Origin of the sequence: Mucilaginibacter sp. NFR10 (assembly GCF_900100445.1) — a bacterium.
In the GTDB taxonomy this organism is placed as follows: Bacteria; Bacteroidota; Bacteroidia; order Sphingobacteriales; family Sphingobacteriaceae; genus Mucilaginibacter; species Mucilaginibacter rubeus.
Window position 1 is genome coordinate 1,458,950 of sequence record NZ_FMTV01000001.1, and the last position, 17,201, is coordinate 1,476,150.

General features: G+C 40.7%; 11 protein-coding genes. 2 read left to right on the forward strand and 9 right to left on the reverse strand.

The window, feature by feature from the left end; translation table 11 throughout:
* Nucleotides 1-6: 6 nt before the first annotated feature.
* From BLP33_RS05995 to BLP33_RS06020, 6 genes are all read right to left on the reverse strand, one after another.
* Complete coding sequence (locus tag BLP33_RS05995; protein ID WP_090525809.1) at nucleotides 7-2,808, reverse strand: TonB-dependent receptor; 2,802 nt, start codon at nucleotides 2,806-2,808, stop codon at nucleotides 7-9.
* On the reverse strand, nucleotides 2,805-3,530 hold the full coding sequence (locus BLP33_RS06000; RefSeq protein WP_090525810.1) for an HlyD family secretion protein: 726 nt from the start codon (nucleotides 3,528-3,530) through the stop codon (nucleotides 2,805-2,807). Before BLP33_RS06000 ends, BLP33_RS05995 begins: the two co-directional genes overlap by 4 nt.
* A gap of 4 nt (nucleotides 3,531-3,534) precedes the next feature.
* Entirely contained in the window at nucleotides 3,535-5,712 is a 2,178-nt protein-coding gene (locus BLP33_RS06005) for a peptidase domain-containing ABC transporter (protein ID WP_090525811.1), read from the reverse strand.
* Nucleotides 5,713-5,954: 242 nt separating this feature from the next.
* Complete coding sequence (locus tag BLP33_RS06010) at nucleotides 5,955-6,797, reverse strand: hypothetical protein (RefSeq protein ID WP_090525812.1); 843 nt, start codon at nucleotides 6,795-6,797, stop codon at nucleotides 5,955-5,957.
* 69 nt (nucleotides 6,798-6,866) lie between these two features.
* Entirely contained in the window at nucleotides 6,867-7,085 is a 219-nt protein-coding gene (locus BLP33_RS06015; RefSeq protein ID WP_090525813.1) for a hypothetical protein, read from the reverse strand.
* Nucleotides 7,086-7,194: 109 nt separating this feature from the next.
* A complete protein-coding gene (locus BLP33_RS06020) occupies nucleotides 7,195-8,781 on the reverse strand; it encodes a vitamin K epoxide reductase family protein (protein WP_090525814.1) in 1,587 nt (528 codons plus the stop codon).
* A gap of 790 nt (nucleotides 8,782-9,571) precedes the next feature.
* Between BLP33_RS06020 and BLP33_RS27385 the strand changes: the two genes are divergently transcribed.
* A complete protein-coding gene (locus BLP33_RS27385) occupies nucleotides 9,572-9,727 on the forward strand; it encodes a hypothetical protein (protein ID WP_175489940.1) in 156 nt (51 codons plus the stop codon).
* A gap of 394 nt (nucleotides 9,728-10,121) precedes the next feature.
* Complete coding sequence (locus BLP33_RS27160; protein ID WP_139159941.1) at nucleotides 10,122-10,538, forward strand: hypothetical protein; 417 nt, start codon at nucleotides 10,122-10,124, stop codon at nucleotides 10,536-10,538.
* A gap of 713 nt (nucleotides 10,539-11,251) precedes the next feature.
* Here the strand turns inward: BLP33_RS27160 and BLP33_RS06035 are convergent.
* From BLP33_RS06035 to BLP33_RS06050, 3 genes are all read right to left on the reverse strand, one after another.
* Complete coding sequence (locus BLP33_RS06035) at nucleotides 11,252-12,025, reverse strand: hypothetical protein (protein WP_090525817.1); 774 nt, start codon at nucleotides 12,023-12,025, stop codon at nucleotides 11,252-11,254.
* A 68-nt stretch (nucleotides 12,026-12,093) separates the two neighbouring features.
* On the reverse strand, nucleotides 12,094-13,425 hold the full coding sequence (locus BLP33_RS06040; protein ID WP_090525818.1) for a hypothetical protein: 1,332 nt from the start codon (nucleotides 13,423-13,425) through the stop codon (nucleotides 12,094-12,096).
* 398 nt (nucleotides 13,426-13,823) lie between these two features.
* Complete coding sequence (locus BLP33_RS06050; RefSeq protein WP_090525820.1) at nucleotides 13,824-17,078, reverse strand: TonB-dependent receptor; 3,255 nt, start codon at nucleotides 17,076-17,078, stop codon at nucleotides 13,824-13,826.
* Nucleotides 17,079-17,201 lie beyond the last annotated feature (123 nt).

Consider the following 17,201-nt stretch of genomic DNA (forward strand, 5'->3'; position numbering starts at 1 on the left):
AGCCGGTTAATGAATAAAGCTCCCGTCTCCCCTGCGTTTCAACGGCTGGCCGTTATGCATCGGCGTCCCCCCCCATTTTTGCAGATTTAATTTTAGCCCCACCAAAAAATATCGACTTAAAGTATTTGACTGTGTGTAAGTTGTGGACTGCGGCGTAACCGATTGCTGTAAAAAATTGTTCTGGTGTAATAGATCGAATACATCAAAGGTGAGTGCCAAACTCTGTGTCCGCATTGAAAATCGCTTTTCAAAACCGGCATTAATTACCAGCGGGTTTTGTTTATAATTTGTAAAGCCCGATATGTAATTCTTGATGGCATTATAATGTAACTGAAAATTTCTTGGTAAATAGATCTGACCATCAATCGCCAATTTGGTGGTTTGAATGGTGTTTGAAGTTGCATTTAATGTGTTGGTGAATGACCTGTTGACCTCATAACCTATGTAAGGGCTTATTATAAACTTATTATCATTTAAACTTATCTGAGGGCCAAACCTTTCATTAAAATCCCATTGGGATGTATGGTAGGATATACTATTGCTTACCGCATTGAAATAGCCATAAGTAATGCTTCCGTTTAACCCAAGATAATAGTTCCGATCATTTAATTGTTTTGAAATTGAGTAGCCGCCTGTTATTGCCTTGTCGCCGTTTATATTAACATAATTAATTTCATTGATGGTTTTATTTAATGTCGCCGAAATGGGTGCTGTGATCTGCACAATATTGGTCGCTACCTGATTATCATATAATCTTCCGTCTACATTAAAAGAAATATTAAACTTGTCATTGGGGAAATATTTGTTGTAACTGGCCGTAACGCTATGGGTAAAGGTAGGCTTAAGGTTGGGGTTGCCTATAATAATGTTATTGGGATCCGATCTGTCTATAAAAGGCTGTATTTGTTGAAACTCCGGCTCGGTGTTGATACCGGAATACGCTATTTGAAATCTTTCGGAAGTTGACCAGGAGTAGGAATACCTGAATACGGGTATGATCCTAAAATCCAATCGGGAGGTAGAAACATTATTGGCCGTATTATTGTCGACCTGTGTGCCTGATAGTGCGGTAGATACAAATGTAGCCCCCAGGGATAAATTACTCTTTCGGCCGCTATACCGGTAATCAACCGTGGTCCTTGTTTCTGTAAACGAAAAATGATAAGTATTCTCTAACCGGGTGAGTTCCTGTAACTGACCATTCGCCAACACCGTATCCGATATCGCTTTATTGTCATAAACTGCGTTTCTTATTTGTCCGGTAAACTCAAGTTGCGCCCTGGCCGTTAACGGCTCAACATAAGTAACAACGGAACGATAGACTTTGCTGTTACTTGTTTTGTTAATTATTAAATGGGATAAGGAGTCCTTTACCAACGTGTTCTGCGTTGTGTCAAGGTAATAACGGTACTCAGTGCTTTTATCCCCCTTTATCTGGCTATTTGATTGAGTGAAGCCAGCCTGAATAGAAAAGTTTCTTTTGGGCTTTTTAAATGTATGCACAAATAGTGCTGTTAAACCATAGCCATGACCGGTAGTTGAATTGACTGCTTCGAGGTTTACCACCGGGTGTTCAAATCCAGTGGTAAAATAATTTAAATTACTTGTTAGCGTACTGGTGGTTGCCGAGGAATTAATATTATTGAATGTTGCGTTGATTTGGAGATAGTTGGATTTATCAAGGTTATCCTCCAGTTGAAATTTTACAGTGTTGCCACGGCTTGAGTTTTTAACCGTGCTATTGTTAATGAAATTACTTAACCCATTGCTTGAATTTGCAAAGCCGTAAGTATTGCTTATTGAGTTGGTATTATTAAAATTGTAAACGTAACTGCCGGTGGCCACTATTTTACTGCCCCAATCATCAGTATAACTAAAGGTAGGTGACCCGGATCGGGTTGTTCCGGGAGCGGATATCACGGAACTTGTTGGCGACGTTGAAGCGACACCATTGACAGTGCTGCTTACATTGCCAATTAAATTTATTACCCGGTTGGCATTGATATGCTGTACCGAAAGCTGTTCATTATACCGGCCATGATTTCCTTCTTGCGATACGATCCGGGCAATAGTACCAATTGACTTATCGGCCCTGGTGGTGATGTTCAATGTTTTTGAAGGGGCGCCATCTTTTATCCCGGTCCGGGCAGCCTGATCTCCATAATCATCAACTATCTGAATTTTATCCACGATGGAAGCCGGCAAATTCTGGATGGCCTGTGCTACATTTCCCCCTCCAAATACTTTTCCGTTAAGCTTGGCTTTTGTCACTTGTTGACCCTGGTGTACCAATGTCCCATCTGCTCCAACCTCCATTCCCTCCATCTTCTTCAGTAACTGATCCACGGTAGAGTAAGCGGGTACTTTATAATCGCTGGCCCTGTATTGGACGGTGTCCGTTTTATAAACAATCGTGGGCGTTCCGTTAACGTTGACTTGTTTAAGCTGATAATATTGATCTTTGAGTATTATTGGTGCCAGTACAATTTTTTTTGTCTCCTCATTATTTAAATACCGGCTCACCTTGGTTGTAAATCCTACTTCGGATACGGTAAGTAAAAATGTCGCCTCTCTTACATTCTCGAATATAAAAATCCCATCTTTATCAGAGCTTGTCGCCATCGAATCTTTTGCAGACTTTAGTATGACCGTAGCCCTGGCAACCGGCGTTCCGGTACTGTCCTGTACAATCCCGCTAACCTGGCGAAACTCCCGCGCAGGCAACTTCGGTGCGTCTTTATTGATAATTTGTTGCGCCTTCAAATTTGTCGCTACCATTAAAAAAAGGATAAAAAAAATATGTTTCATTTTATCCCTCTCATTAAGCTGTTAATTAAACGGTGAAATAAAGTGGCTTTGGCTGTTATAATTTCGGCGTCGGCTATCATCCCGTTCTTCAATAATAAATATCCGCTTCCATGGTTATCAAAAGCCACCTCTGCAACATATTCTCCTGTTTTTACTTGATCATCGGTAACATACCTGATTATACCGTCCAACGTACGTTGGTCATCAACAGGATTTCTAAGTTTAATTAATACTGTTTGCCCTGATTTAACCTTATAAATATCATTTTGCGAAACAATCATTTCTCCGTAAAACCCTCTATTCTCACCAACTATAAAAAATACATTCTGATTAGGATGTAATTGTTCATTTTCATGTATCACCCCCGCATAAATTAATTGCCCATTGGCCGGTGCTTTAAGGTTCTTTCTGCCGGTCGAATTTTCGAGGACTGCCAAATAATCGTCTTTCTTGACGGAGCTATTATTTTGTACCAATATCTTGATTAATCTCGCCGAATCTTTTATTGACAAGCTATATGGTGAGTTTACCGAATGTATTTTTATCTGTGTTTGAATAGCTTCGGGATAGCTTATAGTTGATGAAATGAACACACATATTATTGCGATAGCTAATACCAGACTTATTCCCCACCTATACAACCACATTGGCGGTGTACCGATAATATCCTGCATTTCTTCAGCATGTACCGGCTCTTCTTGATTTAATAATTCCTTTGCCATGTAATTATATGCCTAATTCAAGTTGATTTTTTACCAGGTTAAAATACTCCCCCCTCATTTCAGTTAGTTGGCGATGAGTACCTTGTTCAATAATTTTGCCCTTATCCATAACAATAATATTATCAGCATTTCTTACGGTGCTTAAGCGATGTGCAACCACCACCACGGTTTTTCCGTTAGTAAACTGGTTCAGGTTGTCCATTATTATTTTTTCGTTGTTTGCGTCCAATGCATTCGTTGCTTCATCAAAAAATAAATAAGCCGGATTTTTATAAACAGCACGGGCGATAAGCAGGCGTTGTTTTTGGCCCTGACTTATTCCATGTCCGCCTGCTCCAATCTTGGTATAGAGACCAAAAGGCAGCTCGCTTACAAAATCATTCAGGTTCGCTGTTTCAATGGCCTTATTTAATTTATCCAAATCCGGAAAATCATCTCCAACCGCTATATTATTGGCTATAGTGTCTCCAAAAATAAATCCGTCCTGCATTACGGTCCCGCAACTGCTCCGCCAAATCTTATAGCTTAAGCTGGTTAAGTGTATTTTTCCAACTTTTATTTTTCCGGTTTCGAGCGGATAAAAACGGAGAAGTAATTTCAGCAATGTGGTTTTACCGCTGCCGCTCATTCCCACTATTGCCGTAGTTTTACCCTGCGGAATGTTTAAATTTATATTTTCCAAGGCGGGATTGGCATCGGCTCCCGGATATCTGAAAGTAAGGTCTTTAATACTAATGCTTTTGTCAGCGGGCAATTCATTGATAAACGTACAGTCAGCAGGCTCTTCATCTTTTAGCTGGTGCACTTCATTCAAACGTTCCAGGCTAATTTTGGCATCCTGATACGCCTGTATAAAACCAATCATTTGTTCGATAGGGTTACTTACCTGACCAACAATGTATTGTATAGCCATCATGCCGCCTAAAGTAATATTGCCGTCAATAACAGCCTTTACGCTTATAAATGTTATCAGTATGTTTTTTCCCTGATTTATGAATGCTGATCCGGTTTGCTGTATCTGGCTTAGGGCAAGATTTTTTATTTTAAATTTGTAAAGGCTTGCCTGTATATTTTCCCAGTGCCAGCGTTTTTGTTTTTCACAATTATTCAATTTAATCTCCTGCATACCATTTACAAGCTCTATTACATTGCTTTGATTATTTGAAGCGATGCCGAACTGTCTGTAGTTAAGGTCACGCCTGCGTTTCAAAAACAGAATTATCCATAAAACATAGAGTACGGTACTAATAAGAGAAATTAAAAAAATCAGCGTATTATAATAAATCAATACAATGGTAAAAACCACCAGGTTAAGCAATGAAAACAAGGTGGTTAATGCGGTGCCGGTTAAAAAGTTTTCTATCTTTTGCTGGTCATTCATTCGCTGCAGAACGTCGCCTGTAGTTTTTGTTTCAAAATAGCTGATTGGCAACTTCATGAGTTTTACCAAAAAATCGGTTAAAATAGAAACATTGATACGCACACTTATGTGAAGCAGTATCCATGATCTGATGAAATTGATGCTCATACTTCCCAAAAAAAACATCAGCTGAGCAATCAAAATCAAATAAACGAAGTTAAGGTTACGGGTATTGATGCCTGTATCTACCAGGGCCTGCGTAAAAAACGGGGTGACCAACTGTATTAATGTGCCAACACCCAGTCCAATAATCAACTGAAAAAAAAGTTGTTTATATTGGAAATAGTAACGGAGGATGGCACTCCATTTGACCTCATTTTGCTTATCTTCTTCAAGTTCATAAAACGAAGGCATTGGTCCTAGTAAAAGTGAGATGCCATCATAAAGCTCTTTGTGCGAAAACCAATTTGATTTAAATTCTTCTTCCTGTAGCATAACCAACCCTTTGGCCGGATCGGCGATGTAGTAGGCCGTGCCTCCTATTTTATAAAGTATAACATAATGGTTTTGACGCCAATGCAAAATACAGGGCAGTTGTACTTGCTTAAGCTGTTCAATAGTTACCCTTACGCCTAATGAGCGTAAGCCTATTTTTTCTGCCGCGTCGCTGATGTTCCATAAAGTTGTCCCCCCTCTGCCCGTAAAACACAAAGCCCTCAATTTTTGAATGGAATAATTGCGATTATAATACTTAGCAATCATCCGCAAACACGTTGGGCCGCAATCTAAATTGTCTTGCTGTTTGTAAAAGGTAAATTTCAATTGACTTGAGTTATTTTATTGTTTTCTGCCAAGGCATACTTGCCGAAAAAATCTATAGTTTGAATACCCAGGTATAAAGCGTTCTTGGGCATCAATGCGCTGAATTTGTTTTGCTTTTAATTTTCATACCGGCAGGTTCACGCGGACTGTTTTTTGAAAGATGTAGAGACTTTAAGCTTTCTTACCAGTAATGCTAAGCGCCATAACAAACAATATCAGTTTAAAATTCATTATTTATCCATTTACTTTTTTGCTAAAGTATATTCACCCCAAAAATCTGTGGAGGAAGTAAAAGCCTCTATATGGACTTTAACAGGAAACGAAGGCTGGTTATTTTTGATGTATTCGTCGCTAACCCCAGGCAGGGGCCCGATGGGGACAACATATACTCCCCCAGCCAACGTTGTTGCTTGGCCGGCCGCGTTATATACAGCGGCCATATCTACGCCCGGCAATTTAATATTATAAGTAAATTTTGCAGGCGCATTTGCATCAAGTCCCAATTGTTTTAAACTGATAGACAACTCATAGGTAAAAAACAATTTATTATTAAAAGCTCCGGCTGCTTTGATGCCATCATGATTATATACCGAAATAAGGCTGTCCATGCTTTTTATTCCGGTTACCTTAATGAGTTTGGATGCATTTGCGTAATCTGTATTTTTTACCTTCATAATCGAGTCGGCTTCCGTCTGAGAAGCTGGCTGGTATTTTAGATTAACCCAGACCCGGTTGTGCATATCTGGGAAAGGATAAGTTATACTAATGCCATTTTTGATGTTTTTTTGATTAGATGGATTAATAGTCAGAATGATACCGCCTCCCAGTATTTTATTGATATTGGTATGTTCCGTTGCCTGTATAGTTAAATACAAGTTATCATCATCGTTAGCCATCGTATAAAAAATATCTGTAGCATGGTTATAAGCCTGAAATTTGTTGCTCCATTCCGTTGATTTCCCGTCAATTTTCACGTTCGACGGAGCGCGCAGGCTGCTTTGTTGGATGCCGGGCAGCTTTTGAGCATAAATAATAACGGGTATTACGATTGACAACAACAGCAGTGAGAGGTGTTTAAAGTTCATTTTTTTACAAAAAAAGATTCACGGAAAAAACAACCATGATTTTTGTTATCATGGTTGTTTACTCAAAAATTAATAACAATCAACATTGTCGCAACAATCGTTCGTATTGCAATTATTATCTGCACCAGATTGAGTACCACTTGTGATACTGGTGTGAACTCCTACTGCCCCTGCACAACCGGGGGCACTACTCCAGTACCATGTACATGAGCCTCCACTAATCATTTTCATTTGATCTTTGGTGAGCATTTCCTTAATGTCTCCAAACTTAAGTTCCAACTTTTTCATAAATTTTTGTTTTTAAATTGATGCCTCTATTTTAGGGTTGCGGCTTTCCTTATCCTGTTTTACCAAGGCAGGCAACTTTTTTGTTCGCGAAACAAATTCTTTACACCTTTTACAAAACATATTTGATATCTTCTGCCTGGTAAGCAGAAGGTAATCTGCGACCGTTGATGAACAGCGTTGGCGTACTTGTAATTTCTACCATCTTACACCACTCTTTTTGCGCTGAAAGTGCGTTAGATTCAATCGCAGTTCTCATAGCCGGGTATTTCTCTTTCCATAATTCATATTTTTTTTTCTCCTGTTTATACCAGTCATTTATTGCTTCTTTAAGCCTGATTTCGTTCTTTTCAAACTTTAATGCCATAAAGTGGCTGATAACATTTTTGTCCAGTTCTTTTTGATATAGTCTGTTAACAAAAACCAATTGAAGTTTTATATCATCTCTTGAATCAAGTAAATTATCCAAAAGCATATGTGTTTTTGTACAATGAATGCAAAAAGGGTTAGATACCAGCGTAATCACGTTGGTAGCTTCTTTGTTACCTATCATGATAGTATTTTCTTCGGTTGGCAAAGCATACTTATTCTCCCGGTGCAGCATATTTTGGAATAATTCTTTATTGTATTTATACCTATACAACTCCAGTCGAAGCATTTGTAATTGCATAGAATTAATCAAGTAAGGCTTTATGAAGACCCATAAAAGGATCGGAACAAGTATTCCGACAAACAAATTGCTCAAGGTATGTAAATCGGGATACTGAATTCCATTGGATAGGTAAGGTATAAAAGCAGCAAACTCCAGCCATAAAAGAGCCTGGACAGTGCAACAGAAAATACACCATTGCTTTGCTACCCGCCACTGATAATAAATGGAATAAAAAGTATAGGGTAAGCTTAGTAAATTTAGAATTCCCAATATTTGTATTAAGTGGGCGTTTGCGGCATTAAATAGCAAAGCAACCAATGTACCTGAATAGTAAAAAAAACCAATTTCGCTCCAACTCAATTCTTCGGTTACTTTTGCAGCCTTTGATGATAATATGACATGGCAATTTTTACTATTATCGTCCCCGCAAAATTTTTGTATCAGAGGATTATTTGCATCGATGCTTTGTATTAGTAACAATATGGAAGCTAATAAGCCTACCGTCTTAAAAAAAGCTAAGATGCCGATATGCCAATTTATAGTTTGTAGATAGGATTGATTGAAAAACAAATAAGCGAGAAAAACAATGATTAGTCCTGATACAACAAACGGCATGCGTAGGGTCTCGATGATTTCTTCCCTGCGTTTGGCAGAATAATCATACTCACCGGATGAGTCATCTTTTTGAAACGCTAATATAGATCCCTGATAACGACTTTTAAATTCGTCTATACTAAATGAATGGTTATTCCAATGGTCATTCGATATGGTGATTTGGCTTTCATCTTTTTGGTTTACTAAAACAAATTCCCCTTTTGCAAAACAAGCTATAAAAGGCAAAGGTATTTCCGTCTCAATTAATTCTTCAACACTAACCTGGTAAGCTTCATTGGGGATATTCCAATAGGTCAATACCTCACTGATAGCAAGTAGGCTGGAAGCATCGGTATGTTTTTGCAATTCACTAATAATGCTATTCCGGGTGACGGGAATACCCAATTGTTTCACGACAAGGCTTATTACCTTAACTGAGTTACGGTGTTCCATAGGATATTAAAATGGCTAAGCGATGGTCAATAAACGAGGACGATCAGGATGTTTTTCGAATTCCTCAGTGATATTATCACCAATAACGGATATATCAAATGCGTGGCCAATACAGGTTATTACCTGCGAAAAATTACTTTTCATAATAAGGTTTAGATGTACAATTAATACTCTTCAGTACTAATTAGTTGTATTAAATTGATCGTATTTAATCGGTAGTATAAATTGGTATTTCAAATATATAATTATATATGTCAATAACACAAGTATTTTTAAAAATAATTTTCATTTACATGTATACCGGCCTATTTAATCTGGATCGTTGTGTTTTGTCCATATCCAAATCCGCAATTCCCCCCCTTGAATTCGAATTTTCCAACTTCGAATAACTGCTTAAGCAAGATATTGTTATAAATTCCAAATTTTGTTTGACTTTTTCCCTGATTGTCATTTCGAGATTTGTGAATTGCGGTTTTCTAATATCGATCTTAGCTTTGTATTTCCAGCGGCAAGAGGTCTTTTTGCCCTACAAAAAGCCTCTTGCCCTCCGGGGATTTGTCGGAATTTCGCAACTCATTCCGATGTATTAAATATTTTAAGTTCTATTTGAAAATATAATTTCGAGTATCTGAAAAATATCGATTTCAATTTTTGGAGTTCCATTACTACGTCGTCGTTAAATCGGCAGACACTTTTCTTTCAGTAGCCAAATGTACGAGCCTCATTTTTGTTGCCTGTCGTTTAACGGCGGTTGACAAACCAGGCAGGACAGCGCCGGAATTCCGCAATCATGAACAAGCCTGATTCTACCATGGGATCTGATTTAAAAACATTTTCTAAAGTGATGGCTGATTGCTTCCGCCCTACTATTGAAGATTTCTTTTTGGGGGTGGTAAAACGTTTGCTTTACTTTATGCTTAAGCTGATGGTCCGAAGGGGAAAATAACCTCTTCGAATGAAAAATACGACTTTCCATGTTACGTATTTTTCATTTTTATTTATGCCGGATTACCAGCCTTTTCGCGCTGTTTTCGCTATCTAAAACCCTGTTCATTTGCTCATAAGAAACAATTCTTAAAAATGGAACAAGCATCGGTCAACGAAAAAAGATCAGTAGCAGCACCCGGGCACTCCATTTACCTCCTGGAACAAGGTATTACATTTTCGCATACCCACCCTATCTGATCTCGGGCGCTCTGACCGGTCCGGAATCCTGGCTGATCCACCTCTCTATCGTAAGCCAGCAATTTGATTCGTACATCAGGCCAATCCCGGATTTCCTGAAATCGGAAGGTCTGCCATTGGCTATACCCGCAGACGCTGTACAACATAACAGCATATTGGGTGGCACAGGCGGATTTCAGTTCACCGGCAAAGTGATCTCGGTCAGGGTTAGCAGAACCAATGACCTGACAAGAATAACCGAAAAGATGCGCGATCTGACCAGGCACTGTCGTTTCTGGAGCCATGCGACGCTCCTATTTACCCTCCCGTATGCTACTTACGTGATCCTCATGTACTGGGTACAGTTGGCGACGGTGATCCCCGAATCGCTGCGTGACCCGCGCGAAACCATCTTAACGGTAAAACCGCATTCCATTTTCTGGACGCTGGATGCGCTCGGTTTTATCTGCATGGGAAGTTCCACGTTTTTGGCGGCCTTTGCGCTGGAAAAGAGCGACCGGAAAGCTTGCCGGCTGCGCGGCTTTTTACTGGCCAACGGCTTGCCTATTTCTACCCGCGTTTTTCCACCTTAGTGCTGTTCATCGTTTCGCCCTGGCTGGTCACCGCGCCGGGGTCGATGCTGGCGATGGCGATGTTTCTATGGAGGACACAGGATGAACTTTAATGACCGGAAAACGCTGCTGCCGGCTTATGCGGCTTCCAAAGCTGTATCGCAGCTTTCTTTTCTCTGGCCGGACCCATGAACGATACCATATGGTATCGGTTTGATACTTGCAATATTATCTCGATGAATTCATCTTTAAATATAATTATAGAGGCAATAGACAATCTTTAACTTTTTAGTCAAAAAAACGGCTACTGCCTCCTGATGGGCTATTACTTTCAAGAGCCTCCGCCGGGGCAAAACAAACTAAAATAATTAAGCGCGCGACCAGTGGGATCTTTACTATTTTAGGGATTCCGATCGGATAATGCATCGATTATTTACTTAAAAGCTTAATAAAAGCCTGCCCAAAATTGTCACCATTTTCTATTTCAAAATCGTTTGATATAGCGAAACTGAAGATACAGCCCAATAATAACCGCATAACACATACTGCCTACAATCGCCACAATTAATCCTGTTATAAACAGATGCCCGTTATAACAGGCGGGGCGTGGTACGTCGGTCTTTTTTTTTGCCATTTTTAATGCGTAATCCGGAATTGTATTAACAAAGTATCCATTTGATTAAATCACCCAAGAGGCGATCTGCTTAAATGTCGATGGTAAAACCAACCCGCTCTTATTTAAAATCAGCTGATAAATCAGCTGTTTGATAGTAATCTGTAACAGAATTGGCGTCGCCGTTGGGCATAATCGAAATAAGCTGGCTGTCTCCTTTTGCAAAGGGGACAAATTGTCCGTAATTGTTTTCTGGGTCGGTGATGAAAACATGTTCACTGCTCTTATAGGGCAGATCCTTCGTTCCGGATTTATAGACCTTGTAATAATACTGATGATCGGGTTCAAGCGAAGGCAGTTCCATGAAGTCACTGAACGCGCCGCTTACATTCTTAATTACTTTATTCAAAGGCTTGTAAACAAACTCAAATTTGTCATAGTCTATATATTCGTCAAAAAACTCGACATCTACAGGACCTCCGTAAAAATCGATAAAAGTTGTTGTGAACCGGAGACGAAAGCCCATGTTTTCAGGGTTTTTAACAGGTGTAATAGCGACATTATCAGAAAACGTCACACCGTCATAAAAGATCCGTTTGGTCTGATTAAAGGGATTTTCTGAAAGGCTGATCGTACTGACAGCCTTATGGTCGTTTTTTTTGCGGACCTGTATCTGATCCCTGGAATTGAAAAGTGACACATTAATTTTAAACTCGTTGTTGATGGCTTCGCCGATATTTTTATCATTCAGTGTAAATTCAAGTGTATCAGTCAGCACCAGCCCTTTAATGTTGAGTTGTACAGCTTTTACAGGATTGTTATTTAACAACTGCTCTTTCTTACAGGCAAATAAAAACAACGATAATATTGGGAGCAGGTATTTTATTTTGATCATATGTTAATTATTTGAAGAAAACCGGGACATCAGCTGATGCCCCGGTAAATCACAATTCGGTGAAAATATTAGAAAGTAAATTTGGTCCAGTTGGCAACCCAGTTACCTGAACCAACGGTTAATGCACCGCTTGTACCAGGAGCAAGGAAATTAACCGCGCCTGCATTGTAGAATGGCTGGCTCATGCCCCAGGTAGGTGCAGTGGCAGCTGTTGATGTAGGATTGGCTACAGTGCTGGAATAAGCGCCGGTTGCTACAGAGATAGCAGCGCTGAAGCCGTGAACACTGGTACCATTGATGGTTGATGGTGTAGCACTTGCATCAGCATCAAAGACAACACCGGAAGGATAACCGGTAAAGAATGAGTTGCTCAAAGTAACTTCAGTACCACGACGGTTACGGAAGCCGTATTTAAAGCCTGGTGAGGTGATAGCCGGCGATAATGTAGCAGTTTTTGTACCGATAACACTAAAATTAGCTAACGTAGGGTGTGTTTTTGGTAATAAGCTGAAGGTAGCATCTTCAGTAGGTGCATTATTATCAGATTCGATACCGTTTGAATCACTTGCACCACTGCTGGCACTGTGTGTAGAGTAGGCATCAGCCACAGCGATGGCGTATTGGATAGAACCTGTAAAACCGTTGTCAAAGTCAAACTGGTCGTCATCATTACCAAATGAAACCAGGTATTTAGGGCTTACTTTACCGCCAAAGAACTCAAACCCGTCATCCAGGCCGTATGAAGCCTGTACGTGATCAATGGTTGTTCCGCTACCGACGCCACCTAAAGTTAAAGAGTTTACCTCCACATTTGGTGCCAGTACGTAACCAGCATATTCAATACGGGCATATTGCAGGGTACCGCTGTTGTCTGCATCGTTCGAACCACCGTAATGGAATTTAGGATCATCAGCCAGACCTTCGATCAGTTTATCACCAACGTTGATCTTCGCGTTACCTAACAGGATGACACCGCCGAAATCACCAGGATGACCAACAGTGCTTGCGTTACCGTCCAATAAATAACGGCTGGTGAATACGATAGGATTAGTCGAAGTACCAACTGCGTTGATTTTAGCACCTTTGGCTATTACCAAAACACCATTTTGAACACCAGCAGTGTTTACAGTTGATTTGATGAAAGTACCGGCATTGATGGTCAGGGTAGCACCGCTTCTAACAGTAACTACACCGCTAATTTCCCATACATGACTTGCGTCCCAGGTGGTATTGGTAGTAATATCGCCACTGACTGTTGTAACCGGCAATGATGACGCGCTGTAATCGGCAGCTGATGTACTGCGATTGTCAAATGCTTCGCCGTTTTTGGCTTCCTTTTTACAAGATGATACGAAAATACCTGCAGCAAGGCACAGGGTAATTATTGATAATTTTTTCATTTTTTCTGTTTTTCAGGGAGGTAATTTTTGTTTTATGCTCCCACTTTTTAAGGTTCATTTTTGGATTTGGGTCATACCGGTAAACTTTATACTGCTTTGCGAGATTAGATCAGCTCAATGTTTCCGGCATACATTTTTTATTATATCTTTGCCGTCAGTCCAAATCCAACAGCAACGATCTTATGTTTATACCCTTGGTTTAAACACGTATCCCTTTCGGGGGCTGATATATTACTTTCAGGTTTTCCTGTTTGTGCCGGTAGCGGGCAAGCTAATCGGTTTTAAACGAAGGGCAGTACAAGCGCCCTTCGTTTTATTTTATGGCACAGCGGATTTACTTCATCCTCCTTTTTTTAGTTAAACCATTATATATCTACATACAGAATGTATTCGTTCTGTTAAAAATTGTAGGTGAGCGATGTGCTGAAGGTCCGTCCAAAACGCTGTTGAAACATCACCTGGTCACCTTTTTCATAATTATTACTAAATCCGCTTTTTAAGCGATAGGCTTTACTTTTATCGCCGCTGTTATCGCTTGATATAAGCTCATAACTGGCTGTGTTACGATAAACATTGAATATATTATTGGTAAGATTAGCCATGTTGAATTTAGCCTCCATCTTATTTTTCAGGAAACGATAGCTGATCTGAATATCCAGTTGTTCTCTTGGCCTTTCATATTCAATAAAAGTAGGATCGTCACTAACGATGTAGGTTTTACGCCCCGACTTATTATAAGCCGCGTTGAAACCAAGGTGGTTGCCAAGGTATTGCAAGCCAATATTATACAGATAAGGCGATTGCCCATACAGAGACCGTTTTTGTTGGGTTGGAACCTGTATGTAAGGTTTGCCGTCTCCGGGGTCTACGGTATAGGTATTTTGAACAGTTGATTTTTGAAAGGTAAGGTTACCGTACGCTGCTATATTTTTGAAGATCTCATTATCAGCTATAAAGCTGAAGTTTTTTCGCAATTCAAATTCCAGGCCGTATACTTTTGCCCAGTCCGCGTTTTGAAGGTAATAATTAGGATTGCCATTTACCATAATAGCGTTCAGCTCTACGGGCTTATCAAAGCGTTTATAAAAACCACCCACCGAAATAATCTCACCCAGGCCGGGAAACAATTCCGCTTTAAGGTCATAACTGTTGATACGGGTGCTATACAAGCCTTTATTACCGTATAAAGCATCCAGTGTAGGGCTGTATCTCAAGAAAGGATTATTATCCATCAGCTCGGGCCGTACCACGCTGCTGGAAACAGCTCCCCGGATGTTTAGCGACTGTATAGGGCTATAGGTCAGATTAACCGATGGAAGCCATTGCCATCTTTTATCAGGTTTTACCGCGAAAATATTCTCACCACCTCCCTTAATGATCGCGCCTGCTTTGATCTCGGTATATTTATAATATTCGCCCCTTAAGCCCCACACTAACCGCAGCTTATCAAATAGCCGGTTATCAAACATCACATAGCCCGCGTGTGTCTGGCTTTTGCCTTTATAATTGTCTACAAAGGAAGGATCAATCGCATATACATATTTATCATAAGCTATATTTCCAGGACTGATCAACTGTCCAATTGGCTTATAGCCTGAACTGTCCGCATATTTTTCAGTTGTGGCCAGGGCTGCGATCTGCCAGTCAAATTCCGCTTTTTTATGCGTGCCGAAATAGCCGGTTTTTATGGTGCTGCGGAAACCTGCCAATGTGAAAGGCAATGTGCCGGAGAGGTTCCATGAATAATGAGTTTCTTTATTAGCAGCATGCTGACGCGAGGTTTGCGATATCCTGGGTTCCGTAAGTTTACTCCCGTTATAGAAGTATTGATAGCGATCACCGACCAAAACAGGTCCGCTTGTGGCAATACCAGCGTCCTTTTCCTGCCTGTTTACCGAAGTTCTGGCTACGTCCCACTCTATCTTTAATTTTGCCACCTGGTGCTGCCCGTTTAGTTTATTTTGCAGCAAAGAGGTATAGGTAGGATCATCGGCCTCTAAAACCCGTCTTGGAGGCCTGCCGGCAGCTATGTCACCCGCCCCGTTATCCAGCTCGTAGCCAGCAATTCTTGTTAGGGTATTATCATACACATGGGTATAGGTATTGCGCAGGCCAAAGCGGTTATTGCCCAGTTGCAAACCCATATTGAGCAATGCCCCCAGGGTGGTGTTAAATACGTAGGCCGAACCGGTATTTAAATCTGGTCGCTGAATATACCAGCCTCCCCTTGATTGATCATCAATAACATTGATATTTTGTGTGTTACGGTAACTTACAGCGCCTGCAAAACCAAATTTGTTGTTCCTGGCAGTATCCAACGCCAACAAACGGCCTATCGAGAACTGATAGTTTTGCGAGGGAGCCGTTTTGTATTTATACATGGTAAAGTTGTCATTGATCAATCTTTTACTTTGATCAACTACCTTTTTTTGATACTCTGCGTCAGAAAGTGCGCGGTTAGGCTCAGTATTTCTGTTGGTGTGTACCAGCCCTGCGGGGAAATCTCTCCTGCCATCATCAAAACCCCAGTAATCGTACTTCCCGCGTTTGTGGCTCAGGAAATCTTTACCTGTGCTTTGGTCATTATACGAGGCCCCTGCCGTAAAATTCATGAAATTTTCGGCCGGGATATCCTTTGTATTCACCTGGATCAGGCCGCCCCCAAAACTGGCATTCATATCCGGGGTAACTGTTTTGCTGACAACCACGTTATCCACCAAACCTGCAGGGATCATATCGAACGAAAAGTTGCGGCTTTGTGCTTCTGTACTTGGCAATACCGTTCCATCCATCATGGCTGTATTGTAGCGCTCACCAATGCCCCGTACCAGTACAAACTTATTGTCAACAGTGCTTACGCCGCTAATCCTTTTCAGACTTTCGCCTATGTTCCTGTCGGGTGTGCGGTCCAATTGCTCGGCGCTGATGCCATTGCTGATCTGCGATGCGTTTTTTTGCCTGGCGAGCAATCCTTCGACCGATGCTTTTTGATAACTTGCCGTAACGACAACTTCTCTCAAGGCCGATGCGGCAGGCTTTAAAGTCACATCAAGTGCTGTATTTTTGTTTTCGTTAACAACTATTCCGGTTATACGCTGTGTTTGATAGGATATATAGCTGACTTCCAGGGTGTAGGATCCGGGTGGCAGGTTCAACAAATAAGTCCCGTCAACGCTTGTTTGTGTTCCTGCGTCGCTTCCGATCACTTTTACCGAAGCACCAGGTAAGGTTTCCCCTTTCTCATCCAGTACTTTTCCCGCTATGGTACCTGGCTTGACAGGGGCAGGAAGTTTGTACAGCAATATGGTTGACTGGTCCGCAAATTTAAACGTGACATGGGTATTAGCTAAAATTATTTTAAGCACGTCTGTAAGGGAAACATCCTTTACATCCAGGCTGATTCTGCTGTTAGGTTTAAAAATTGCTTTGTTGTAATTGATTACGCAACCCGCTTTATTTTCGAGTGCAGTAAGCCCCTGGGGAATGCTAACCGCTACCAGTTTAAGTGTGATAGTATTAGGAGGTGTTCCCTGATAAGCAGTTGCATAGGTATCCCCGAAAAGCAGGGCAAGCATCAGGGGCACAAGCAGGATTGCCCTACAGCTAATTTTGAAAAAATACAGATATACTTTTTTGTAAAAGCTTATATTCATAAGTTTACGATGTTTTTTAATTTTCACGATTTAAAAACTATTCCCGAAACCGTTCTGTTGGCGCAGAGCGGTTTCCTTGTATGATAAGTGGCGAATCCCACAACGGGCAACTGTTTGCCTGAC